Genomic DNA, 23,052 nt, shown 5'->3' on the forward strand with positions numbered 1-23,052 from the left:
TGCGAAACCATCGATGAGGAGACTCAATGAGCAATCTGTTCGCAGGTCCGCACCTGTGGATCCTACTCATCGTCATTCTGCTGCTTTTCGGTGCCGCGAAGCTTCCGGCGCTGGCCAAGAGCATGGGACAGTCCGCCCGTATCTTCAAGGGCGAGATGAAGGCCATGAAGGAAGACGATGCCACCGCCGGCACCGCCACCTCGACGACGGCTGACGTCGCACCCGTCGAGAAGCCCGCGGACCCGAAGAGCGGTCCCGCGGCTCCCACACCGTAGCCCCGCGTGGTGACGGCTGAGCGCACGCGCTCAGGGGCGGAGGGCGCGCCCCGGCGCGACAAGCGCATGTCTCTCGGACAGCATCTGATCGAGCTGCGACGACGTCTGATCATCTCGGCGATCGCCCTTGTGGCGTCGATGGTGGTGTCCTTCTTCCTCACCGACTGGATCATCTGGGCGATGACCGAGCCGATCCGGATGGTTGCGGAGCAGCGTGGCGACACCGAGGCCGTCAAGCTGATGTACTCGACGATCACCGGCCCGTTCGACATGCGGCTGCGCATCTCCTTCTCGGTCGGCATCATCCTCTCCGCCCCGGTCTGGCTGTGGCAGATCTGGGCCTTCCTGATGCCCGGCCTGACGCGCAAAGAGGTCCGTTACACAGTCGGCTTCGTGTCGGCCGCAGTACCGCTGTTCTTCGCGGGCGTCTACACCGGCTGGCTCGTGATGCCGCACATCGTCGAGATCATGGCGACGTTCTCGCCGGAATCGTCCGCGAACTTCTACGAGGGCAAGTACTACTACGACTTCGTCTTCAAGCTGCTGCTGGTGGTCGGAGTCGCATTCATCATCCCCGTCTTCCTCGTGGCGCTGAATTTCGCCGGGATCATGAGCGGCAAGGCGATCCTCAAGGGATGGCGCGTCGCGATCCTGATCGCCGTCGTCTTCTCGGGGCTCGCGACGCCTGCCGCGGACATCGTCAGCATGCTCATGCTGGCGTCGATCCTGACGGTGCTCTACTTCGCGGCCGCCGCGTTGTCGCTCCTGCTCGATCTTCGGCGCTCGCGTCGTGCCCCTGAGCTCACCGTTCCCGGTCCGGCCCCGACGACCGATCCACTCTCGTGAGCGACGCGAGTCCCGCAGAGCGATTCCTCGCGGCGCAGTCCGCCCGGGCGCATCCGCTCACGGCGGCGTTCGCCGACATGCAACGATTCGACCTCGACCCGTTCCAGGTCGCCGGGTGCCATGCACTCGAGGAAGGCAGGAGCGTCCTCGTCGCTGCTCCGACGGGCGCCGGCAAGACGATCGTGGGCGAGTTCGCCATGCACCTCGCGATGCTCGAACCCGACACCAAGGCGTTCTACACGACGCCCATGAAGGCGCTGTCGAATCAGAAGTTCCGCGAGCTCGTCGACGTCTACGGCGAGGACGAGGTCGGCCTCCTGACCGGCGACACCAACATCAACGGCAGCGCTCGCATCGTGGTCATGACCACGGAAGTGCTCCGCAACATGCTGTACGCCGACTCGCCGGCTCTGCGCGGACTGCGGTACGTGGTCATGGACGAGGTGCATTACCTCGCCGATCGCTTCCGAGGCGCGGTGTGGGAGGAGGTCATCATCCACCTCCACCCGTCCGTGCGGATGGTGGCGCTCTCGGCGACGGTCTCGAACGCCGAGGAATTCGGCGACTGGCTCGACACGGTCCGGGGTGACACCGCGGTGGTGGTCTCCGAGATCCGCCCGGTCCCTCTCGAGCAGCACGTCCTGGTGCGCGGGGATCTCCTGCCGCTGTTCGACGACCGCTCCGGTGTCGCGACGGCTCAGGTCAACCAAGAGCTCACACGTCTGAGGTCGCCCCAGAGCCAGCGTTATGAGAACAACCGCCGCGCGCACGGATACCGCGGGGGAGGGGGCCGCGAGGCGCATCGCAAGCACCGCGGCGGCACAGCGCCCGCGCGCCCAGCAGCCGTGCAGCGCCTCGAGCGCATCGACCGTCCCGCGGTGGTCGAGCTGCTCGGCCGGGCCAACCTGCTTCCCGCCATCTTCTTCATCTTCAGCCGAGCGGGTTGCGACGGGGCCGTCCAGCAGGTTCGCCGCGCGGGTCTGCGCCTCACGACCCCCGAAGAGCGCGACGAGATTCGCGCGATCGTCGATCGACGCACGCGGGTGCTGGCGCAAGAAGACCTCGCGGTACTCGGCTTCTGGGAGTGGCGCGACAACCTCGAGCGCGGGGTTGCCGCTCACCACGCGGGACTGCTGCCCGCGTTCAAGGAGGTCGTCGAGGAGCTGTTCCAACGAAAGCTCGTGAAGGCGGTGTTCGCGACCGAGACGCTCGCGTTGGGGATCAACATGCCCGCCCGCACGGTCGTGCTGGAGAAGCTCGAGAAGTTTAACGGCGAGGCTCGGGTGGCGATCACCTCGGGCGAGTACACCCAGCTGACCGGACGCGCGGGGCGCCGGGGCATCGACGTCGAGGGCCATGCGGTCATCCAGTGGAGCGAGGGGCTCGATCCGCAGGCGGTCGCCTCACTGGCGTCTCGGCGCACTTACCCGCTGAACTCGAGCTTCCGGCCGACCTACAACATGGCCGTGAACCTCATCGACCGGTTCGGACGCGACGAGGCCCGCGAGATCCTCGAGTCGTCCTTCGCCCAGTTCCAGGCCGACCGCTCCGTCGTGGGCCTCGCACGCCAGGTCAAAGAGAAGGAACAGACCCTCGACCGGTACGCCCGTTCGATGACGTGCGACCGCGGCGACTTCGCCGAGTACTCCGGCATCCGGCGCGAGCTGAGCGACCTCGAGAAGCTCAACCGCAACGACCGCACAGCCCCGGCGCGGATCCGGCAACGCCGGCAGGATGAACTGGCCGGGCTCCGGAAGCGAATGCAGCGCCATCCCTGCCACGACTGCCCGGACCGTGAGCACCACGCTCGGTGGGCCGAGCGCTATTGGCGGTTGCGGCGCGACGTCCAGAAACTGCGGCAGCAGATCGACACCCGCACCGGCACCGTCGCGCGCGTGTTCGATCGGGTGGTCGATGTCCTCACCGCACTCGATTACGTCGCTGTCGACGCCGACGGCACGACGACGCTGACGGCGGCCGGTGCGACGATGCGACGGATCTACGGTGAACGCGACCTCCTCGTGGCCGAGTCGCTCCGCCGAGGGATCTGGCGCAACCTCGACCCCGCAGGTCTCGCGGCGCTGGCATGCAGCCTCGTCTACGAACCGCGTCGCGAAGGCGACGGGCCAGGTGAATACGGCCTGCCGCGCGGAGCTTTCCGCACGGCGCTGGCCGAAACGCAGGAGCTGTGGGCGGTGCTCGACGACCTTGAGAAGGATCACCGTCTGCCCGGCACGGAGCCGGTGGCGACCGGGCTGGCGAAGGCCATGCACTCCTGGGCGCGCGGCGTCATGCTCGATCGCGTGCTGGTGGAGGCCGACATGGCGGCAGGCGACTTCGTGCGCTGGACGAAGCAGACCATCGATCTCCTCGATCAGCTCTCGCTCGTCGCGGAGGCCGAGGTGGCGCGGACGGCGCGAGCGGCGTTGGAAGCGGTCCGCCGCGGCATCGTGGCATATTCCGGCGTTTAGGCTCGATCACGTGCCCGACTCGTCTCCGGCCGCCGAGCGGCCCCTGATACCGCTGTGGCTGGCACTCATCGGCGCCGTCGTCGGCGGCGCCGTGCTGGATGCCGCGTTCCCCGACATCGGGTGGTGGCCGCTGGCGTTCGTCGGCGTCGCATTCGCGCTCGTGGGTCTCATCGGGCGTTCGGTCTGGGGGGCTCTCGCCGTCGGCGCCGTGTTCGGGGCGTCGTTCTACTTCATCCATATCTCGTGGATCACCCGGTATCTCGGGCCGCTGCCGTGGTTCGGCCTCGCCGGCATCGAGACCGTCTTCTTCGCCGTCGGATCGATCCCCATCGCTCTCGCCTACCGCTGGCTACCGCGGCTGCTTCCCGGCGGGGCAGGACGGCCTGTGGCACTTCCGGCCCTCGTCGCGGGGCTGTGGACCGCCCGCGAGCTCTTCATGGGCTCCTGGCCCTACACCGGGTTCCCCTGGGGCCGGATCGGGATGAGCCAGTCCGAGAGCCCGCTCGCGCACATCGCCTCTTGGACGGGTGTCGCAGGCCTTACCTTCCTCATGGTCTTCGTGACGGCGGCAGTCGTGGAGTGGCTGCGCCTCGGTCGCCTGCGCGACGTCCGCACGGCTCTGCCCGCGGCCATCGTCACGGTCGCGCTCGTCGCTGTGCCTGCCTTCCCGACGGCGGATGCCGGGACCTATCGGGTCGGCTCCGTGCAGGGCGACGGTCCGACCGGCTACTTCGACTCGCGCGAGCCTTACGACGTCCTGCGCTCGCAACTCGCCGCGACCCAGCCCATCATCGACCAGCCGATGGACCTGTTGGTCTGGCCGGAAGGCGGAATCGACGCCGACCCCCTCTCCAATGCCTCGGTCGCCGACACCCTCGACCGTCTGTCGGAGCGGGTCGACGCGCCGTTGCTCGTCAACGCGGCGACGCAGCGCGGCGACGACGTCTACAACACGTCCATGCTCTGGGAGGCCGGCGCCGAGAACCCCGTCGCCATCCACGACAAGTCGCGGCCCGTCCCGATGGGGGAGTACGTGCCCGATCGGTGGTTCTTCGAACTGATCGTGCCCGATCTGATCGGGCTCATCCAGCGCGAGTACACGCCGGGGACCAATGCACCGTTCATGGACGTGTCGGGTGTGGGTGTCGGGCTCGCCATCTGTTTCGACGTGCTGTACGACGACGTCATCTGGACGGGCGCGCGCGATGGCGCGCAGCTCTACGTCTTCCAGACCAACAATGCCGACTTCCGCGACACCGACGAGAACCTGCAGCAGCTCGCGTTCGCGCGGATGCGGGCAATCGAGACCGGGCGCGCGGTCGTGAACATCTCCACCGTCGGAACGAGTCAGGTGATCGCGCCCGACGGGAGCGAGCTCGACGGACTGCCGGCGGCCGAAGCAGGCGCGATGCTCACCGAGGTGCCGCTGCGCACCGGCCTCACGCCGGCCGTCGTGGTCGGGGGAGCGGTGCAGCTCATCCTCGGCTGGGGGAGCCTCCTGGCTCTCGTGGCGTGCGGTGCGACCGTCGCCATCACGCGCCGCCGGTCGGGCTCCGCTCCGCGAGAATGAGAATGCCGTCGGCCCCGAGGGACCGACGGCATGTCGCGCGGAGCTGGAGGCTCAGGCGCTCAAACGAGAGCCGCGGCGCTCACGGAGCATCGCGAGACGCTCCTCGAGCAGCTCTTCGAGCTCGGGGATCGTGCGGCGTTCGAGCAGCATGTCCCAGTGAGTGCGGGCGGCCTTGTCGCCCGAGTGATCGACCTCGACGAGCCCGTCGCCCACGCGCAAGAGAGCCTCGGCGCCGCATGCGCGGCACTCCCAGGTCTCCGGCGCTTCTGCGTCGGCGGCGAACGTCATGACGGTCTCGTGCTCACAGCGCGAACACACGTACGTGTGGTTGACCCGGTCGTGGAAGACGACGCCCTCTTCGCTCTGTAGGCTCGAGGCGCCGAGTCGGATGCCGCGCAAGCTGCGGTCTGCCATTGTGTGGTCCTCTCGTCGGCTATCAGTTGTAACGTGCGCAGCTGTGTGCATCATCCGAACAACGGTTCGTCATCGGGGTTTCACAGCCGATGTTCAGCGTGTCGGGGTATTCAGCGTTCCCCCGCCGCGATGGTCAGCGCGCGGTCGGACCGATCCGTGACGATGCCGTCGACGCCGGCAGCGAGCAGGCGTCTCATGCTGTCTGCGTCGTTGACCGTCCAGACATGTATTTCGACGCCGGCACGATGGACCGCGCGGATCATTCGGGGGGAGACGATGCGGACCGGACCCCGGCGCTCGGGGACCTGTACCGCGTCGATGCCGCGCAACGCACGACCCATCAACCATGGCACACCTGAAGCGACGGCGGCGACGAGCGCCGCGATCCGGATGGTCCCCGCCGATGTCGCCGGGCTTCCTCCCGCGGCACGCGCGGCGCGGAGGGCGCGCACGCGCGTGCGATCGGAGAAGCTCGTGAGCAGGACTCGCTCCGCATGAGGGGCCACGAGCTGTCCGACATTCTCGGCTGCGGCGTCGACCTTCACGTCGAGATTGAACGACAGGGACGGGAACGCCTCGAGCGCCTGCGCCAGAGTCACGAGCCCTCCGCGGTCGGCCATGATCTCCTCCAGCTCGCGATCGCCGACATCCGCGATCGGGCGCGGGTCGCCGGTGACCCGCGACAGGTCGGCGTCATGGAAGAGGATCACGGTGCCGTCAGCGCTCAGGTGGCAGTCCGACTCGACGTATCGGACTCCGAGTGCGTGCGCTGCCGCGAAAGCGGCGAAGGTGTTCTCGACGACGCCCTCGGAGTCAGGGGGCACGAAACCGCGGTGCGCGAGCACCCTCGGTCGCTCCGCCCTGAAGTACGGATGCGTCACGGCGCGGGCGGAGCGGAACGGTCGGCGGGCGGCACCGGCCGGTCGTCGCGACGGCCCGCGAACCCCGCGCTCATGCTCTTGAGCGCCTCGGTGAACTCGCTCGGGATGATCCAGAGCTTGCTCGACGCGCTGTCGCTGATCTTCGGGAGGGTCTGGAGGTACTGGTAAGCCAGCAGCTTGTCGTCGGGATTGCCGTCGTGGATCGCCTGGAACACGGACTGGATCGCGGCCGACTCGCCCTCGGCGCGCAGGATCTGAGCCTGCTTGTCGCCCTCGGCTTTCAGGATCTCCGCCTGGCGGCGACCCTCCGCCTCGAGGATCTGCGACTGCTTCGAGCCCTCCGCGGTGAGGATCGCGGCGCGGCGGTCGCGCTCGGCGCGCATCTGCTTCTCCATGGAGTCCTGGATCGAGGTGGGCGGATCGATCGCCTTCAGCTCGACACGCGAGACCCGGATGCCCCACTTGCCGGTCGCCTCGTCGAGGACGATGCGCAGCTGGCCGTTGATGTTGTCACGGCTCGTGAGGGCTTCTTCGAGGTTCAGGCCTCCGACGACGTTTCGGAGCGTCGTGGTCGTCAGCTGCTCGACGGCTCCGAGATAGTTGTTGATCTCGTACGTGGCGGCACGCGCGTCGGTGACCTGGAAGTAGACGACGGTATCGATAGAGACCACGAGGTTGTCCTCGGTGATGACCGGCTGCGGCGGGAACGACACCACCTGCTCGCGCATGTCGACCAGGGGGAGGACCCGATCGATGAAGGGCACGAGCAGATTCAGTCCGGGCGCGAGCGTGCGCTGATAGCGCCCCAGGCGCTCGACGACGCCCGCGTAGGCCTGCGGGATGATCCGGATCGAGCGGAAGAGCACGACGATCACGAAGATCGCCAGGACGACGAGGAGCACGATCACGAAGATCTGCCCGACGAAAGCGCCGACATCAACCACGGGCGTTCTCCTTCGTATCAGGGGCGGGGGAAGTGACCTCGACCGTTGCACCGCGGACGGCACGGACGACGAGGCGGGAACCGACGGGGACGTCTGCGCGATCGTCGACGAGGCGGGCGGTCCACGTCTCGCCGTTGTCGAGCTTGACCGACCCTGCTCCGTCGACGAAGGGGACGAGGACGCGGGCGCCCAGGCCCGCGAGCGCGTCGACGTTGGTCGGTATGTGCTGACTGCTCCGGCGCAGGGCCCGCAGGAGGAGCGGCCGGATGGTGAACAGCAGCAACGCCGACACCGCAGCGGCCGCGGCGACCTGAAGCCACCACGGGGCGGACAGGAGGTTCGTTCCCAGACCGCCGATCAAGGTTCCACCGGCGAGCATGAGGAACGTGAACTCGAGTGTGAGCAACTCGACGATGACGAAGATCAGGGCCAGCACGAGCCACGCTATCCACAGATACTGCGTGAGATCAGGCAACATCGACGCTCCTTCGTCCCTCATCCGAACCTATCAGTCAGGGGTCCGATCCGGGCCGGTTGATAGGCTCGTGCGGTGCCGGTGAACCGCCGTGCCGACAGCCTTTCTTCCCCGCAGGAGCGCCACATGACTCAGCCCCTTCCCGCCGGAACCCTCTCCGGTCGCACGGCACTGGTGACCGGATCGTCGCGCGGTGTCGGCGCGGATACGGCGCGCTTCCTCGCGCAGGCGGGGGCGAACGTCGTCATCAACTTCCGCAATAAGGCGCCTCGTGCCGAGAAGCTCGCCGCCGAGCTGCGCGAGCTGGGCGTCGAGGTGCTCGTCGTCGGCGCCGACCTGACCGACCGCGCCTCGGTCGACGAGATGTTCGCCGCCGTCCGTGAGACGTTCGGCCACCTCGATCTGCTCGTGCTGAACGCGTCCGGCGGGATGGAAGGCGGCATGGCCGAGGACTATGCGCTCACCCTCAACCGCGACGCGCAGCTCGGCACCCTCGACGCGGCGCTGCCGCTCCTCGAGGACGGATCGCGCGTGGTCTTCGTGACCAGCCACCAGGCCCACTTCATCCGCACGACCCCGACGATGCCCGAGTACGAGGCCGTCGCGTTGTCGAAGCGCGCGGGCGAGGACGCCCTGCGTGAGCGGGTGGGCGAGCTCGCCGAGCGCGGGATCGGATTCGTCGTCGTGTCGGGCGACATGATCGAGGGCACCATCACCGCGACCCTGCTCGAACGTGCCAACCCGGGCGCTATCGAGACGCGTCGGAAGTCGGCCGGCAAGCTCTACAACGTGTCGGAGTTCGCCGCCGAGATCGCACTCGCGGCCGTCGAGCCGATCCCGGCGGACAACACCCGTCTCGTGGGAGACATCTCGTCCTTCGGCGGCGAGTGATCGTGGGCCCCACGGACATCGAGACGCTGATCTCCGTCGGGCGTCCGACGGTCGCGTCCGACGGCTCGTTCGCCGTGTTCGCGACATCGCGACCCGACATATCCGCGGATCGGAACGTGGGGCAGCTCTGGCGCATCGAGTTGCCCTCGGGCGAGCCGCGACGTCTCACCCGGGGTGTCGCGGACACGTCGCCGCGGCTGTCGCCGGACGGCGGCCATGTCGCGTTCCTGCGCGGCGACGCCGACGGCAAGGCCCAGATCCATGTGATCGAGGCATCCGGTTCGGAGCCCGTGCAGGTCACCGACGCACCCCTCGGAGTCGGCTCCTTCGCCTGGGCCCCGGCGGGCGACGTGCTTGCCTACACCGCGCGAGTGCCCGAGTCGGGCCGATACGGCACCATCGAAGGTCTCGTGCCGGAGGCGGAGTCCCCTCGCCGCATCACCGGCATCCGATGGCACGCGAACGGCGTCGGATACATCGCCGACCGACCCGCTCACGTCTTCGTGGTGGCGGCACCCGACCTCGGCTCCGAGCCGTCCTACGAGACCGCCCCCGAACCGCAGACCTCGTCGTCGACCCGTGCACGGCGTGTGCCCGAGGCGGCGCGCCAGCTCACCTCCGGCTCACGTTCGCACGACGGAGTCGTGTTCACCGCGGACGGGACGGAGATCCTCACGACGACCGACGAGATCGAGCACGATCGTCGCGACCTGCGTTCGCCGCTCGTCGCGGTCCGAGTGGACGGGACGGGGGAGCGCGTCGTCCTCTCGGCGACGCTGTCGATCGCCGACATCGCCGTCGCGGCCGATGGGAGCATCGCTTTCCTGGCGTCCGATCCGGGTCCCACCGGGACCGACTTCGTCGCCCCCGGCGTGGCGCTGTGGGTCCTCGACGGCGACCAGCCCCGCCGACTGACCGACCCCGACACGATCGACCTCGGCGAGGTGGGGTCGCACATCACCGCGGTCGGTGACGACTTCCTGGTGCAGAACCGGACCCGCGGTGAAGTGCACCTGCTGCGCGTATCGCGCGACGGCGCTATCGCGCGTCTCCGCCGTGGTCTGGAGGTCGTGGGTCACGGCGCCGACGCGGCGGGCGAGCGCATCGTCTGCGCGGTGGCGACCAACCGGTCGGCCGGTGAGATCCTCTTCCTCGACGCCCCAGGCGTGGACGCGCGACTACTCACCTCGTTCGGCGACGCCGCCAGCCGGGCCGGGTTCGTCCTTCCCCGCGAGCTCGAGGTGACGGCGCCCGACGGCTACCCGGTGCACGGCTGGGTCGCGACGCCTCCGGGCGACGGCCCGTTCCCCGTCTTGCTGCAGATCCACGGCGGCCCGTACGCCGCCTACGGTGTGCACCTGTTCGATGAGACGCAGGTCCTCGTCGACGCGGGCTACGCCGTCGTCTACTGCAACCCCCGCGGCAGCGCCGGGTACGGGCGGGCCCACGGCCGCAGCATCCGGGGCCGGATGGGAACCGACGACTTCGTCGACGTTCTCGCCTTCCTCGACGGAGCGGTGGCGGCGGACGAGCGCCTCGATGGAGACCGTGTCGGTATCATGGGCGGATCGTACGGCGGGTATCTCACCGCGTGGACGATCGCGCATGACCACCGGTTCGCCGCCGCGATCGTCGAGCGCGGCTTCCTCGACCCCACGACGTTCTCGGGCACGAGCGACATCGGGTCGTTCTTCGGCGATGAGTACGTCGGCACCGATCCGACCGCGATCCGGGCGCAGAGCCCGATGGCGGTCGTCGACCAGGTGACCACGCCCACCCTCGTCGTTCACTCCGAGCTCGATTTCCGGTGCCCGCTCGAACAGGCGACCCGGTACTACTCCGCGTTGCGCCGCCAGGGCACGGCGGCCGAGCTGCTGATCTTCCCCGGCGAGAACCATGAGCTGACCCGTTCGGGCCGGCCGCGTCACCGCGTGGAACGGTTCGAGGCCATCCTCGATTGGTGGGGGCGCCACCTGCCGGTGTGACGCCCCACACGCGACCGTCAGGGACGGAACGAGAGCCCTCGGATGATGTTGACGATGCCGAGCGCCACGGCCGAGATCCCCAGCAGCCACCACAGCACGATCACGCCCCACAGCGGCGTGAACAGCAGCATGACGCCGGCGATGATCGAGAGGATCGCGAAGGCGATCGTCCACCCGCGCGACGTCGACTCGCCGACGACCGACAGCGACACCGCGCCTTCGACGATCCACGTGATGCCCACCAGCACGCCGAGGAAGACGGCGAACGACACCGTGAATGCCGGGAGGTTCGCGAACGCCACGATTCCGACGACGACGAAGAGGATGCCGAGTGCGATGTGTCCCACGCGGGCCCAGCCGCCCTTCGTCCGCGAGAAGATCCCGAGCGCGGCGTAGACGATGCCCGTGATGATCGCGTAGGCGGCGATGATGCCGGTCAGCACCTGAGCCGTGCGGCCCGGCCAGATGAGGATCAGCAGGCCGACGATCAGAGTCAGGATGCCGCCGACGATGAACGAGGTTCGCAGTGACCTGACGAATCTCGCGGCGGTGTTCTCCGTGCTTGTCATGACAGGACCTCCTTCGCGGGAGCCGCGCGCCCCCGACACGCCACACGTTAGTGGACCCGGGGGAGTCCCGTCAGGGCCGCAGATGCGGAGCCGCCGATCAGCCGCGGGGGAAGTCAGCCGAGCAACAGCGTCGCTGCGAGCAGAACGGGCACGCAGCCCAGTGTGGTGAGGAACACGGTGTCGCGCGAGATGGTCTCGCCGATGTCGTAGCGCTGGGCGAAGTTGAAGACGTTCTGAGCGGTCGGGAGCGCAGCGAGGACCGTGACGGCGAGCGTGTCGGCGGGGGAGAGGCCGAACGCGAAGGCCGCGACCGCCCAGGCGACGAGGGGCATCGCAATGAGTTTGAGCCCCGACGCCAGGAGGATGTCACGCCGCCGACCGGAAGCGGACAGCACGCGCTGACCGTGGAGCGACATTCCGTAGGCGATGAGGAGGACGGGAACGCATGCGTCGGCGATCAGCTGCAGCGGATCGAGCACGATCGGGGGCAGTTCCAGGCCGGAGACCGACACGATGACACCCGCGACCGAGGCGATGACGATCGGGTTGCCGAAGGTTCGTTTGAGAATCGGCAGCGGCTTGCGCTGACCGGTCGTCACGGCCTCGAGGATGGCCATGGTGATGGGCGTGAACACGATCAGCTGCATGAGGATCACGGGCGCCGGCAAGGCGGCCGACCCCAGCAGATAGAGCGACAGCGGGATGCCGATGTTGTTCGAGTTCACCTGGCCGGCCGAGAGCGTTCCGATGAGCGTCTCACCGATCGAACGGCGCCAGACGAGCCGAGCGATCAGCGCATAGACCACGAACATCGACACCGCGGCGATCGCGGATACGGGCAGCAGTGCCGAGAAGAGCGTCGAGACGTCGGCCTGCGAGAGCACGACGAACATCAGGAAGGGCGACAGGACGAAGAAGATCAGTCGCGCGAGCACAGGGCGGCCATGAGGCCCGAGCAGATCGATCCGGCCGATGACGTAGCCCACAACGATCGCGACCCCGACGACGACGAACCCGGTCACGACCTGCACCCTTCGAGCCTAGGGGAGTGGGGGCTTCGCCCCGGTTCGCCGCGTGTTGACCCCGCTCACAGGATCGGCTTCGTACGGTGGACCGACGACGAGAGCGAGGTGACGGTATGAACCGCAACGTGCGCTACCTGCAGCTGGCGGGCGTTCAGCTGGCGGCCATAGCGGTGACCATCCTGGTGTGCGTCTTCACGGCGACCGGTCAGCACGCGGATCAGGCGGCCATGGTCGCCACGACGGCCTCGACCAACCCCGTGCTGCGCGCGGCCCAGCACGTCAGCGCGAACTACATCCTCATCGTCGCGGCGCTGACGATGATCGTCAGCATCGTCGCGGCGGTCGTCCGGCGGCGATATGCCGAAGCCGTCGCGGCATCCGTCCTGTTCGTCGGTGCCAGCGTCGTGACGCAGGTTCTCAAGAACGAGGTGATCGCCCGGCCCGATCTGGCGAGCGGCTGGGGCGCGTATGGCAATTCGCTGCCGTCGGGCCATGCGACGATCGCCATCGCGGCGGCGTGCGCGGCGTTGTTCGCCGCGCCGTCGCAGATGAAGTTGGTTCTCGCACCGGTGCTCGTCGTCTGGGCGACCGTCGCCGGCATGGGCGTCATCGCCGCCGGTTGGCATCGGCCCAGCGATGTCGTCACGGCCAGCCTCGTCGTGGGCTTCTGGTGCACGGTCGCCGCGTTGCTCGTCACGGCGGTGCGTCGGGGCCACACGGCGCCGGTGCTGACGGCGGCACAACGTCGCCTGCGCGTGCTCGCGCCCGTACTGACCGTCGGTGCGGCGATCACCGCCGTCGCACTGTGCGCGTCTTACGCATCGGGTTCCGGGCGCACACTCGCGACGGCCATCTTGACGGCGGCGACGATCAGCGCGACGGTTCTGGGCGCGCTCGCGGTCAGCGGTGGGCTGCCGTCGGCACGAGCGCGCGCGGCGTCACGAGCGTCCTACGTATAGTCCGATAATGCACATTATGTCAGTTCGTTGGAATCAACCCTCTCTTGTCGCGCACCGCGGACGTTTTGCTCGCACGGTGCCGCTTGGTTGAATGACCCCATGCATCCCGCCACCTCATCGCGCCCCGATCCGCTCTCCGCGATGCGCTCATGAGCGAAGCCGTCACGAGGCCCGGACGACGCGTCACTGTGGTGCTGCGCCGTCCCGCGCTCCATCTCATTCCCGGCGTGCGGCCGACCATCGTGATGAACGGAATCGGCCAGCCAGCGCAATGGGGCGTCGGGACCTGGCTCGTGCCCGACGACGAGGCCGTCGAGATCACCGTCTTCCTCTTCAACCGCCTGTGGCGGTTCGGTGCAGCGCACGTCGTACTGCACCCTGGCGACACGGGCCTCAGCTATCGCGCTCCCCTGGTTCCGCTCGGCCCGGGTCGCATCGTCGTGACCCCCGAGTGACACCCGTCCCGCCGAGGTGAGACTTTACCGTCCAGCTGGTACAGTAATCGGTCAGCCTCGCTCCTGTGGAGCGTGACGAAGGGAGACGGCCATGCACATCGCCGGCTTGGACACCGACATCATCGACGCACTGACGCAGGTCGCGACCGCCGAACACCGGCCTGACGCCCTCACGATCGGGGTATCGCTCCCCGACGCTTCCGACGAGCTCCCGGGGTGCATCGCCGACCTCGATGCGCTCCTCGAGACAGAGCTGGCCCGAGTGTCGCCCCGTGTCCTCGTCGCCGTCGTGCACGCCGCGGGAAGGCTGACCGAGGGTCGTGCCTTCGCGAGCGAGCTCATCGACCGTGCGAGCGTCCACTCGAGCAACTCATTGGGCCGCGACCTCACCGCCATCGGCGTCGTGCTGGACGACGAACACGACCGCGCCCTCGCGGCACGCCGCATCGCCGAGCACCTCGGTGGCCGGAGCAATCTCGGCGACGGCACGGTCGTCACGGCGCGTGACCTGCGGCGCAGCACGCTTCGCGATCTGATCCTCGAAGACGTCCTGTGACGCTCGGCGCCGTCAGCGTCGACGCACGCGCAGCCAGACGAACGCATGCGCAGGCAGGACGAGTCCGCCACCGAGGGTGAGCGCGCGATCTCGGACCACGTCGTACGCGGATTCGTCGAGCCCGCTGAACGTAGCCGACGGGATGTCGACGGGCGAATCGCCCACGTTGGCGAGAACGAGGACCGCTCCCCCGTCACCGTCCGATGACGGTCGCGTGAACCCCACCACCGCGACGTGCGGGGTGTGGAACGGCACCAGATCGTTGCCCGCGAACTCCGGGCTCGCGCGGCGCACCTCGATCAGCCGGCGGAGTCGCGTGAACACGCGCCCCGACACCGTCGACTCGTCCAGGCGGCGTGCGTACCGATCTTCCGGACGCGTCGGCCGGTGCGCCCATCGACTGTCGCCCCGACGAGCGGGGTCTTCCTGGAACGCGTCGTCGTTGAGCTGCGCGACCTCGTCCCCGAGATAGAGCAGCGGGATGCCACCGGTCGACATCGCCAACGCGTGCGCGAGCACGACCCGGTCCTCGCCGCCGTCGTCTCCCGCGGCGACGCCCGCCAGCGAAGCCGTCGTGCCCGCGATTCGGGCATCGCCCGTCCGTGGGTTCTCCTGAAAAGGGAAGCCGCGTGAGAACGAGCCGTCGAAGCGACCGATGTAGAAGTCGTTGAGGAAGCGGCGATGCGGTCCACCGTCGATGCCGAGGCGCGCGGCATCCTCGTCCGCGAAGGTCCAGCCGACGTCGTCGTGGCTGCGGACGTAGTTGACCCACGCCGTTCCCGCGGGCAGGGCATGGCGCTCGTCGAGCGCCAGCTGGAGCAGCCGGGCGTCGCGCGTCGCCAGCGCCTCCCAGGTCAGCGCCATCTGCAGCGGGTTGTACGACAGTTGGCACTCATCGGGCGAGATGTAGTCCTGCACCTCGTCGGGATGCACGATCGCCTCGGATTTGAACAGCACCGCGGGAGCCGCGATCCGCAGCACAGCATTGAACGCCTGCAGCAGCAGGTGCGCCTCCGGCAGCGACTCGCATGCTGTGCCGAGGCGTTTCCAGATGAAGGCCACGGCATCCATCCGGAGGACCTCGACGCCCTGGTTCGCGAGGAACAGCATCTCCCCCGCCATGGCCGTGAAGACATCGGGGTTGGCGTAGTTGAGGTCCCACTGGAACCGGTAGAACGTCGCCCAGATCCACCGACCGTCCGGGAGCGGCACGAACGAGCCCGGGTGGTCGTCCGGGAAGATCTCGCGCGTGGTCCGCTCGTACGCATCGGGGAGCTCGCGGTCGGGGAAGATCAGGTAGAAGTCCTCGTACACGGGGTCGCCTGCGAGGGCCCGCTGCGCCCAGACGTGCTCATTCGAGGTGTGATTGAAGATGAAGTCGAGGACGAGGGATATTCCCGCCTCCCGGAGGTCGTCCGCGAGCGCGCGAAGATCTGCCATCGTGCCCAGCGCCGGCTTCACGGTGCGGTAGTCCGAGACCGCGTAGCCCCCGTCGTTGTCGCCCTCGGGGCTGTCGAACAAGGGCATGAGGTGCAGATAGGTCAGGCCGAGCTCGCGGAAGTACGGGATCATGCCGCGTACGCCGTCGAGGTCGCCGGCGAACCGGTCGACGTAGCAGACACCACCGATCATCTTCTCGGACTCGAACCACGTGGGGTCGGCCGCGCGGTCACGATCGAGCCGCCTCAGCTGCGCGGGGCGGTCGGCACGACCATCGAGCACCACGTCGATCAGGTGCACGAGCGCCTCGAGCGAACCCGGCCGGTCACCGTAGAGCGCACGGAAGAGGGAATGCAGACGCGGGAACTCGGTCCGCAGCCGAGCGACGGTTTCGCCATCGACGGGCTGCTCGCGGCGCGCGACGTGCTCGACGACGATCGCTGCGTCGTTCTCGAGCGACGAGAGCGCACTCATCGCGGGTCCACCGGAGCACTCATGTCCGCATCCTCTCAGACCATGACCGCGGCGGACACCGGGGCTCGCACGAGTGGACGCAGGGGCCGGAGTAGCGTAGGAGGGTGATCTTTCCGACGCCCCGCCCGCTCGGACGGATCGGCAGATGACCGTCTCGGCGCGCATGGCCGGGCCCGGGGTGCGGGCGTGGCTGGTCTGGGGAACCGGCGTCGCGGCGTACGTCCTGTCGATCACGAACCGCACGTCTCTCGCAGCCGTCGGCGTCGACGCCGCCGAGCGCTTCCACGCGGATGCCGCGACCCTGTCGATGTTCGCGGTCGTTCAGCTGGCCGTGTACGGCGGAATGCAGATTCCCATCGGCGTCCTCCTCGACCGTTACGGCTCGCGGCCCATCATGACCATCGGGATGGTGCTCATGGCTGTCGGGCAGCTGACGATGGCGCTCTCCCCCAGCGTCGGTGTCGCGATCATCGCCCGCATGCTGCTGGGCGCCGGTGACGCCGCCATCTTCCCCGCGGTGCTGCGTCTGGTCGCGACGTGGTTCCCTGCGCAGCGCGGACCTCTGATGGTGCAGATGACCGGCATCCTCGGTCAGGCCGGGCAGCTCGTCGCCGTGATCCCGCTCTCCGCCCTCCTGCACGCCACCAGTTGGTCGGTGACATTCGGCAGCGTCGCCGGTCTCGGTGTCCTGTTCGCGGTCCTCGTCTTCCTCCTCGTTCGCAACCACCCGCCGGAGGTCGACCGCGACGTCAGCGTCGACACCGACACCGGTGCCATCAGGGTCGTCACTTCGAGCGTCGACACAGGCGTCGGCATCCGGGCGGCTTGGGCCCACCCCGGCACCCGGCTGGCGTTCTGGTCGCATTTCACGACGCCGTTCGCCGGCACGGCGTTCATCCTGCTGTGGGGCATCCCGTTCCTCACTGCGGGCGAGGGTCGCACTCAGGGCGAAGCGACACTCATCACGACCCTGTACGTGTTCGCCGGGATGGCGCTCGGGCCGATCATGGGCGAGCTCTCGCGCCGCATCCCGAACCTGAGATCACGAGCCCTGGTCCTCCCGGCCGTCGCCGTGCAGCTCATCGCGTGGACGGCGGTCATCCTCTGGCCGGGAACCGCACCGGCTTGGCTCCTGGTCGCGCTCGCCGTGGCTCTGGCCACCGGCGGCCCGGCGTCGATGATCGCCTTCGATCACGCCCGGACCCACAATCCCTCGCATCGGCTGAGCACTGCCACGGGGCTGACCAACGCCGGCGGATTCCTCGCCGCCCTGATCGCGGTGTTCTCCATCGGTGTCGCGCTCGATCTGCAGGGGGCGGGCACTCCCGCTACCTACTCGCTCGAAGCGTTCCGGATCGCCTTCCTCACGCAGGTCCCGCTGTGGCTGATCGGCGGCACGTTCATCGCGATCGAGCGCAAGCGGACGCGCATCCACATCGGCATGGATGCACCGAGACGGCCGCGCCGGGGATGAGGCCGACGCGGCCGACGCAGGATCTTCGTCAGAGCGTCGGGTCGCCCGAGGTGCTCGTGGTGTTGCGGGTGACGCGCTGACCGCTCGCCGGGTCGACGGCGGAGCGGCTGACGGTCTCCGTCTGACGACGGCGCACCATCAGAACGAGCCCGATGAGGAAGACGAGGGCTCCCGCGCCCATCAGGATGTAGCCGATGAGGTCGAGGTTCACCCACTCGACCTCGACGTTGACGGCGAACGCGAGGATCGCGCCGATGACGAACAGTGCGATTCCGGCACCAATGCTCATGTCAGTTCCCTTCGGGTGTGCGGACCCGACGATCGTGGCGCGGATTCGTCGCGCCGCGCATCGTCTTGACACGGCTTCTCCGCCCGTGTCAAGAACGCGGCGCGACCTCGACCCATGAGCCGAACTTCGGCTGACGGTGGTCGCCCGACGAGCGACCCGTCAGCCTGCGCCGGACCCAGGGCGCAAGATGCTCGCGGAAGTACTCGCCACGGGCGAGCGTCGGGGGCGGCGCGTCGACGGGGAGCGACCACCACTCCCCCGGCGCGTCGAGCCCCAGCGAGCCGAGCACGCGAGCCGCGACGCGGTGGTGGCCGCGCGCGTTCATGTGGAGGCGGTCGGCCGACCAGTACGACGGGTGGGTCAGGGCGCGATCGTGCCAGTTCAGGGCGCGGATGACGTCGTCGCGGTCCGAGATCCGGTCGACCACGGCAGCGGAGAGGGCATCTCCGCGGCGATTGATCAGTCCGCCCAGCGGCAGCTGGGCCGACGGGTTCGCCCCTGACAGCAGGATGAGGCGCACGCCCTCGTCGTCGCAGCGCCGGAGCACCTGCACGAACGCATCGACGATATGCGCGATCGACGTGCGCGGGCGCAGCATGTCGTTGCCCCCGCCGTTGAACGAAAGGTGCGTCGGACGCAGGGCGAGTGCTGCTTCGAGCTGCTCGTCCACGATCGGCCGGACGAGTTTGCCCCGGATCGCGAGGTTCGCGTACTGCACCGACCGCCCGGTGGCATCGGCCCAACCCGCGGCGACGAGATCCGCCCAGCCGCGGACGGCGCCGTCGGGGAGCTCGTCTCCCACGCCCTCGGTGAACGAGTCACCGATCGCGACGTAGCGCACCTCTGGATCAGCGGTCATCGAGCGACACCCCTCTGCGGTCGGCGAGGCCCCACGCGCCGGCGGCGGCGAGGACGAAGAACACGGCGAACACCACGAAGAGCACCGGGGCTCCGCCCCAGAGCAGCAGCGGCGGCACGGACAGCGGCGCGAGGATCGAGGCGATGCGGCCCACGCCGGCGGCCCACCCCGCTCCGGTGCCGCGCAGCGACGTCGGGTACATCTCGGGGGTGACGGCGTACAGGGCGCCCCAGGCGCCGAGGTTGAAGAACGACAGCGCCATGCCCGCAACGATGATGACGGCCTCGGTGCCGGCAGTGCCGAACACGACGGCGGATGCTGCGGAGCCGATCAAGAAGACCGACAGCGTGAGGCGCCTGCCCCACACCTCGATCAGCCATGCCGACACGGCATAACCCGGCAGCTGGGCAAGGGTGATGATCAGCGTGAACCCGAACGAGCGGACGAGGTCGTACCCCTGCGTGTAGAGGATGGTGGGAATCCAGATGAACGCGCCGTAGTACGAGAAGTTGACGCAGAACCAGACCAGCCACAGGCTCGCCGTGCGGGCGCGGAACTCGGGAGACCAGAGGGCTCGAAGACGTCCCGTCGTCGACACCGCTGCCGGCGGGCCCCCGATCGCCTCTGTCCCCGCCGCGGTGCGCGGGTCGGAGGACGCGGGCCCGTGGTTCTTCTCGAAGCTTCGGACGACGGCCTCGGCCTCGGCATGCCGGCCGCGGCGCTCGAGCCAGCGTGCTGACTCGGGAAGCCCCCAGCGAACGATCAGGGCGTAGACCGCGGGAATCGCACCGACGGCGAACGCCCACCGCCACCCGTCCTCGTCCTGCGGGATGACGAAGTAGCCGATGAGTGCCGCCGCCGTCCAGCCGACCGCCCAGAAGGCCTCGAGGATGACGATGACCCGACCACGGATTCGCGCGGGAGCGAACTCGCTGACATACGTGCTCGCGACCGGCAGCTCGGCGCCGAGTCCGAGCCCGACGACGAAGCGGAGCACGAGCAGCATCGCGAGCCCGCCGACCAGCGCGCTCGCTCCGGTCGCGACCCCGTAGACGAGCAGGGTCACCGCGAACACCGATCTCCGGCCGAAACGGTCGGCGAGCAGCCCGCCGAGGCTTGCCCCGATCGCCATCCCGGCGAAGCCGGCGGATGCGATCCACGACGCCTGCGATGTGTCGAGTGACCACTGCGCGATGAGCGCCGTGATGATGAACGAGATCAGGCCGACGTCCATCGCGTCGAGAGCCCAGCCGAGCCCGGAACCGGTCAGGATCCTGAGATGCCGGCGGCCGAAGGGGAGATCATCGAGGCGGCGCGCCACCGAGGGCGTCGCGGTATCGGTCATTCGACCATGCTATTGATCCGCGACGCCCCCGGGCGCCACCTGGTCAGTCGTCGGCGAGCATCTCGCGCACGAGCGGCGCGACCTTCGTGCCGTACAGCTCGATCGAGCGCATCATGCTCTCGTGGGCGAGGGTCCCGTGCGAGAACTTCAGATCGAAGCGATCAAGCTCGAGCGTACGGATCGTCTGCGCGAGCTTGCGGGCCACCGTCTCGGGCGACCCGGCGTAAACGGCTCCGTCGGGGCCGAGATCGTGCTGGAACTGAAGACGCGAGTACGGTGGCCAGCCGCGCTCGGCGCCGATCGCGTCGCGGTTGACCTTCATCGCGGGGAAGAGCTCCTCCCAAGCCTGCTCGTCGGTGTCGGCCACGTGACCGGGCGAATGCACTCCGACGGGCAGCCGGCCAGCGCCCATCGCATCGCGCGTGCGGTGGAACAGATCGACGTACGGCCGGAACCGATCCGCGCCGCCGCCGATGATCGCGAGCATCAGACCGTATCCGTTGTGCGCGGTGCGCAGCACCGACTCGGGCGAGCCGCCGACGCCGACCCAGGCGCGCAGTCCGTTCTCGGTCTTGGGGAAGACGTCTGCGGCCGTCAGCGCGGGGCGCGTTCTGCCCTGCCACGTCACCGGCTGCTCGGCGCGCAGCTGGCCGAAGAGGTCGAGCCGTTCCTCGAAGAGGATCTCGTAATCGGCGAGATCGAAACCGAACAAGGGGAACGACTCGGTGAACGACCCTCGTCCCAGGATGATCTCGGCGCGTCCGTTCGAGACCGCGTCGAGGGTGGCGAAACGCTCGTAGACGCGGACGGGGTCATCGCTGGAGAGCACGGTGACCGCGGTTCCGAGGCGGATGTCCTTCGTGCGTGCCGCTGCCGCCGCGAGCACGATCTCCGGGCTCGAAACGGCGAACTCACGCCGGTGGTGCTCCCCCACGCCGAAGAAGCTCAGGCCGACCTCGTCGGCGAGCACGGCCTGGTCGACGACGTTGCGGATGGTCTGCGCGTCGGAGAGCAGTTTGCCATCGGCTCCGCGGGTGACGTCGCCGAACGTGTCGAGGGCGAACTGGACGGATGTCGCGGTCATGGGGCAACCTTTCATTCATGCGCATACAACGACGGGGCGGGAGATCTATTCCCACCCCGTCGTCGTCTGCGCTTTCAGACGTCTGCGATGCCTCTCAGTCCTGCGCGAGAGCCATCCGCAGGGTGTCGAGCCCGACGCCGCCGAGCCGCAGCGCCGTCATGTGGAACGCTTTGACGTCGAACTGCTCTCCGGCACGGTCGGCGTAGTCGTCGCGGATCTGCTCCCAGATGCGCTGACCGACCTTGTACGACGGCGCCTGGCCCGGCCAACCGAGGTAGCGGTTGACCTCGAAGCGGATGAACTCCTCGGGCATGTTGACGTTGCGCTTCATGAACTCCAGCGCATAGTCCGCATCCCAGACGCCTTCGCCGTCGGGGCGGACCTTGCCCAGGTGCACGCCGATGTCGAGCACGACGCGAGCGGCACGCATGCGCTGACCGTCGAGCATGCCCAAGCGGTCCGCCGGGTCGTCCAGGTAGCCGAGCTGCTCCATCAGGCGCTCCGCGTACAAGGCCCATCCCTCCGCGTGCCCGCTGGACCCGGCCAGGAGGCGGCGCCAGGAGTTGAGCTCGGACCGGTTGTACACCGCCTGAGCGATCTGCAGGTGGTGCCCCGGAACGCCCTCGTGGTAGACGGTGGTGAGTTCTCGCCAGGTGTCGAACGAGTCGACACCCTCGGGCACGGACCACCACATCCGCCCCGGCCGCGAGAAGTCATCGGTCGGACCGGTGTAGTAGATCCCGCCCTCGTTGGTCGGGGCGATCATGCACTCGAGCGTGCGGATGGGCTCGGGGATGTCGAAGTGGGTTCGCCCCAACTCCTCGACGGCGCGATCGCTCGTCTCCTGCATCCACTTCTGCAGCGCCTCGGCGCCGTGGAGCTTGCGAGACTCGTCCTTCTCGAGATGAGCGACGGCCTCCTCCACCGTTGCGCCCGGGAGGATCTCGTTCGCAATGGACTCCTGCTCGGCGACCATACGCGCGAGCTCCTGGAGACCCCATTCGTAGGTCTCGTCGAGGTCGATCGTCGCACCGAGGAAGCGGCGCGAGTGCAACGTGTAGAGCTCGCGTCCCACCGCATCGGTCTCACCCGCCTCCGGCAGCAGCTCTCCGGTGAAGAACGCAGCCAGCGCGTCATAGGCGACGCGTGCGGCGTTGGCGTTGTCGGCGAGGTCGCGGGCCAGCGATGCCGGCAGCCCGCCCTCCGCGGGGGCTGCGTCGGCGGCGAAGGTCGCGAAGAATCCGGTGTCGGCGGTGTAACGGCCGATCTGGGTCGCGACCTCGGTGACCTGACGACGCGCCGGCACGATCCCGCGGGCGATGCCCTCCCGGAGGGTCTCGATGTATCCGTCGACGGCAGCGGGCACCGCGGCCAAGCGTGCGGCGATGACGCTCCAGTCGTCGACGGTTTCCGTGGGCATGAGGTCGAACGTGTTGCGGATCTCCTGCGCCGGGGACGCGATCACGTTGACGTCGCGCAGGTGTGCGCCGGCCTCGACCAGATCGATCTGCAGCCGCAGATCGCCTGCGAGGTCGGCTTTCGTGACGACATCCACGTCGTCCTCGGGCTCGGCCCCCTCGAGCGCTGCGAGGGTGCTGCGCGCGGCCTCGAGCGCCCGCGCGGTTCCCGTGGGCGAGTAGTCGTCGAGTCGCGCATTGTGCTCGAAACGGCCGATGTACGTCGCGAGCCCGGGTGAGAGCTCGGCCAGGGTGTCGACCCACGCGTCGGCGATCCGGTCGATCTGCGTGGGGGTGCGCTGTGCTTCGGTCAT

General features: G+C 68.7%; 22 protein-coding genes. 10 read left to right on the forward strand and 12 right to left on the reverse strand.

Annotation, left to right across the window (positions count from 1 at the left end):
- Window positions 1-26 precede the first annotated feature (26 nt).
- The 4 genes from QUC20_RS08425 to lnt all read left to right on the forward strand — a co-directional run bounded on the left by QUC20_RS08425 (window position 27) and on the right by lnt (window position 5,162).
- The gene (locus QUC20_RS08425) at window positions 27-275 is read left to right on the forward strand and encodes a twin-arginine translocase TatA/TatE family subunit (RefSeq protein ID WP_120262579.1); all 249 of its coding nucleotides are present in this window, start codon (window positions 27-29) and stop codon (window positions 273-275) included.
- Window positions 276-341: 66 nt separating this feature from the next.
- Entirely contained in the window at window positions 342-1,121 is a 780-nt protein-coding gene (gene tatC, locus QUC20_RS08430) for a twin-arginine translocase subunit TatC (RefSeq protein ID WP_120264292.1), read from the forward strand.
- On the forward strand, window positions 1,118-3,592 hold the full coding sequence (locus tag QUC20_RS08435) for a DEAD/DEAH box helicase (protein WP_289329576.1): 2,475 nt from the start codon (window positions 1,118-1,120) through the stop codon (window positions 3,590-3,592). The genes tatC and QUC20_RS08435 overlap by 4 nt, the downstream gene beginning before the upstream one ends.
- Window positions 3,593-3,602: 10 nt before the next feature.
- Window positions 3,603-5,162, forward strand: coding sequence for an apolipoprotein N-acyltransferase (gene lnt / locus QUC20_RS08440; RefSeq protein ID WP_289329577.1), 1,560 nt, complete (start codon window positions 3,603-3,605; stop codon window positions 5,160-5,162).
- A gap of 51 nt (window positions 5,163-5,213) precedes the next feature.
- Here the strand turns inward: lnt and QUC20_RS08445 are convergent, their stop codons facing one another.
- The 4 genes from QUC20_RS08445 to QUC20_RS08460 form a co-directional block, all read right to left on the reverse strand.
- A complete protein-coding gene (locus tag QUC20_RS08445) occupies window positions 5,214-5,576 on the reverse strand; it encodes an RNA polymerase-binding protein RbpA (RefSeq protein ID WP_120262577.1) in 363 nt (120 codons plus the stop codon).
- Between the two features lie 110 nt (window positions 5,577-5,686).
- Complete coding sequence (locus QUC20_RS08450; protein WP_289329578.1) at window positions 5,687-6,457, reverse strand: glycerophosphodiester phosphodiesterase family protein; 771 nt, start codon at window positions 6,455-6,457, stop codon at window positions 5,687-5,689.
- Window positions 6,454-7,401: an SPFH domain-containing protein gene (locus QUC20_RS08455; protein WP_120262575.1), complete on the reverse strand. Its 948-nt coding sequence runs from the start codon at window positions 7,399-7,401 to the stop codon at window positions 6,454-6,456. The genes QUC20_RS08450 and QUC20_RS08455 overlap by 4 nt, the downstream gene beginning before the upstream one ends.
- On the reverse strand, window positions 7,394-7,879 hold the full coding sequence (locus QUC20_RS08460; protein ID WP_289329579.1) for an NfeD family protein: 486 nt from the start codon (window positions 7,877-7,879) through the stop codon (window positions 7,394-7,396). The genes QUC20_RS08455 and QUC20_RS08460 overlap by 8 nt, the downstream gene beginning before the upstream one ends.
- Window positions 7,880-8,002: 123 nt before the next feature.
- Between QUC20_RS08460 and QUC20_RS08465 the strand changes: the two genes are divergently transcribed.
- Complete coding sequence (locus QUC20_RS08465; RefSeq protein WP_120262573.1) at window positions 8,003-8,767, forward strand: SDR family oxidoreductase; 765 nt, start codon at window positions 8,003-8,005, stop codon at window positions 8,765-8,767.
- Between the two features lie 2 nt (window positions 8,768-8,769).
- Entirely contained in the window at window positions 8,770-10,752 is a 1,983-nt protein-coding gene (locus tag QUC20_RS08470; RefSeq protein ID WP_289329580.1) for a S9 family peptidase, read from the forward strand.
- Window positions 10,753-10,769: 17 nt separating this feature from the next.
- Here QUC20_RS08470 and QUC20_RS08475 read toward each other — a convergent pair whose 3' ends face one another.
- Together QUC20_RS08475 and QUC20_RS08480 are read right to left on the reverse strand one after the other, a co-directional pair.
- Window positions 10,770-11,321, reverse strand: a complete 552-nt coding sequence (locus QUC20_RS08475) for an HdeD family acid-resistance protein (protein ID WP_120262572.1) — start codon at window positions 11,319-11,321, stop codon at window positions 10,770-10,772.
- Between the two features lie 113 nt (window positions 11,322-11,434).
- Window positions 11,435-12,352 carry an AEC family transporter gene (locus QUC20_RS08480; RefSeq protein ID WP_289329581.1) on the reverse strand — a complete coding sequence of 306 codons (918 nt, stop codon included), beginning with the start codon at window positions 12,350-12,352 and terminating at the stop codon, window positions 11,435-11,437.
- Between the two features lie 107 nt (window positions 12,353-12,459).
- Between QUC20_RS08480 and QUC20_RS08485 the strand changes: the two genes are divergently transcribed.
- From QUC20_RS08485 to QUC20_RS08495, 3 genes are all read left to right on the forward strand, one after another.
- Entirely contained in the window at window positions 12,460-13,305 is an 846-nt protein-coding gene (locus QUC20_RS08485) for a phosphatase PAP2 family protein (RefSeq protein WP_289329582.1), read from the forward strand.
- Between the two features lie 149 nt (window positions 13,306-13,454).
- Window positions 13,455-13,760 carry a hypothetical protein gene (locus QUC20_RS08490; RefSeq protein ID WP_289329583.1) on the forward strand — a complete coding sequence of 102 codons (306 nt, stop codon included), beginning with the start codon at window positions 13,455-13,457 and terminating at the stop codon, window positions 13,758-13,760.
- A gap of 91 nt (window positions 13,761-13,851) precedes the next feature.
- Window positions 13,852-14,316, forward strand: coding sequence for a hypothetical protein (locus QUC20_RS08495; RefSeq protein WP_120262568.1), 465 nt, complete (start codon window positions 13,852-13,854; stop codon window positions 14,314-14,316).
- Window positions 14,317-14,328: 12 nt separating this feature from the next.
- Here QUC20_RS08495 and QUC20_RS08500 read toward each other — a convergent pair whose 3' ends face one another.
- Complete coding sequence (locus QUC20_RS08500) at window positions 14,329-16,230, reverse strand: alpha-amylase family protein (RefSeq protein WP_289329584.1); 1,902 nt, start codon at window positions 16,228-16,230, stop codon at window positions 14,329-14,331.
- Window positions 16,231-16,375: 145 nt separating this feature from the next.
- Between QUC20_RS08500 and QUC20_RS08505 the strand changes: the two genes are divergently transcribed.
- On the forward strand, window positions 16,376-17,704 hold the full coding sequence (locus tag QUC20_RS08505) for an MFS transporter (RefSeq protein WP_289329585.1): 1,329 nt from the start codon (window positions 16,376-16,378) through the stop codon (window positions 17,702-17,704).
- 28 nt (window positions 17,705-17,732) lie between these two features.
- Here QUC20_RS08505 and QUC20_RS08510 read toward each other — a convergent pair whose 3' ends face one another.
- The 5 genes from QUC20_RS08510 to QUC20_RS08530 form a co-directional block, all read right to left on the reverse strand.
- Window positions 17,733-17,993, reverse strand: coding sequence for a DUF6458 family protein (locus QUC20_RS08510; protein ID WP_289329586.1), 261 nt, complete (start codon window positions 17,991-17,993; stop codon window positions 17,733-17,735).
- A gap of 88 nt (window positions 17,994-18,081) precedes the next feature.
- Window positions 18,082-18,852 (reverse strand): SGNH/GDSL hydrolase family protein, encoded by a 771-nt coding sequence (locus QUC20_RS08515; protein WP_183045261.1) that lies wholly within the window; start codon window positions 18,850-18,852, stop codon window positions 18,082-18,084.
- Window positions 18,842-20,197 (reverse strand): MFS transporter, encoded by a 1,356-nt coding sequence (locus QUC20_RS08520; protein WP_289329587.1) that lies wholly within the window; start codon window positions 20,195-20,197, stop codon window positions 18,842-18,844. Before QUC20_RS08520 ends, QUC20_RS08515 begins: the two co-directional genes overlap by 11 nt.
- A gap of 43 nt (window positions 20,198-20,240) precedes the next feature.
- Window positions 20,241-21,281, reverse strand: coding sequence for an LLM class flavin-dependent oxidoreductase (locus QUC20_RS08525; RefSeq protein WP_289329588.1), 1,041 nt, complete (start codon window positions 21,279-21,281; stop codon window positions 20,241-20,243).
- A 94-nt stretch (window positions 21,282-21,375) separates the two neighbouring features.
- Complete coding sequence (locus QUC20_RS08530) at window positions 21,376-23,052, reverse strand: DUF885 domain-containing protein (protein WP_289329589.1); 1,677 nt, start codon at window positions 23,050-23,052, stop codon at window positions 21,376-21,378.

Origin of the sequence: Microbacterium arborescens (genome assembly GCF_030369635.1) — a bacterium.
Classification (GTDB): Bacteria; Actinomycetota; Actinomycetes; order Actinomycetales; family Microbacteriaceae; genus Microbacterium.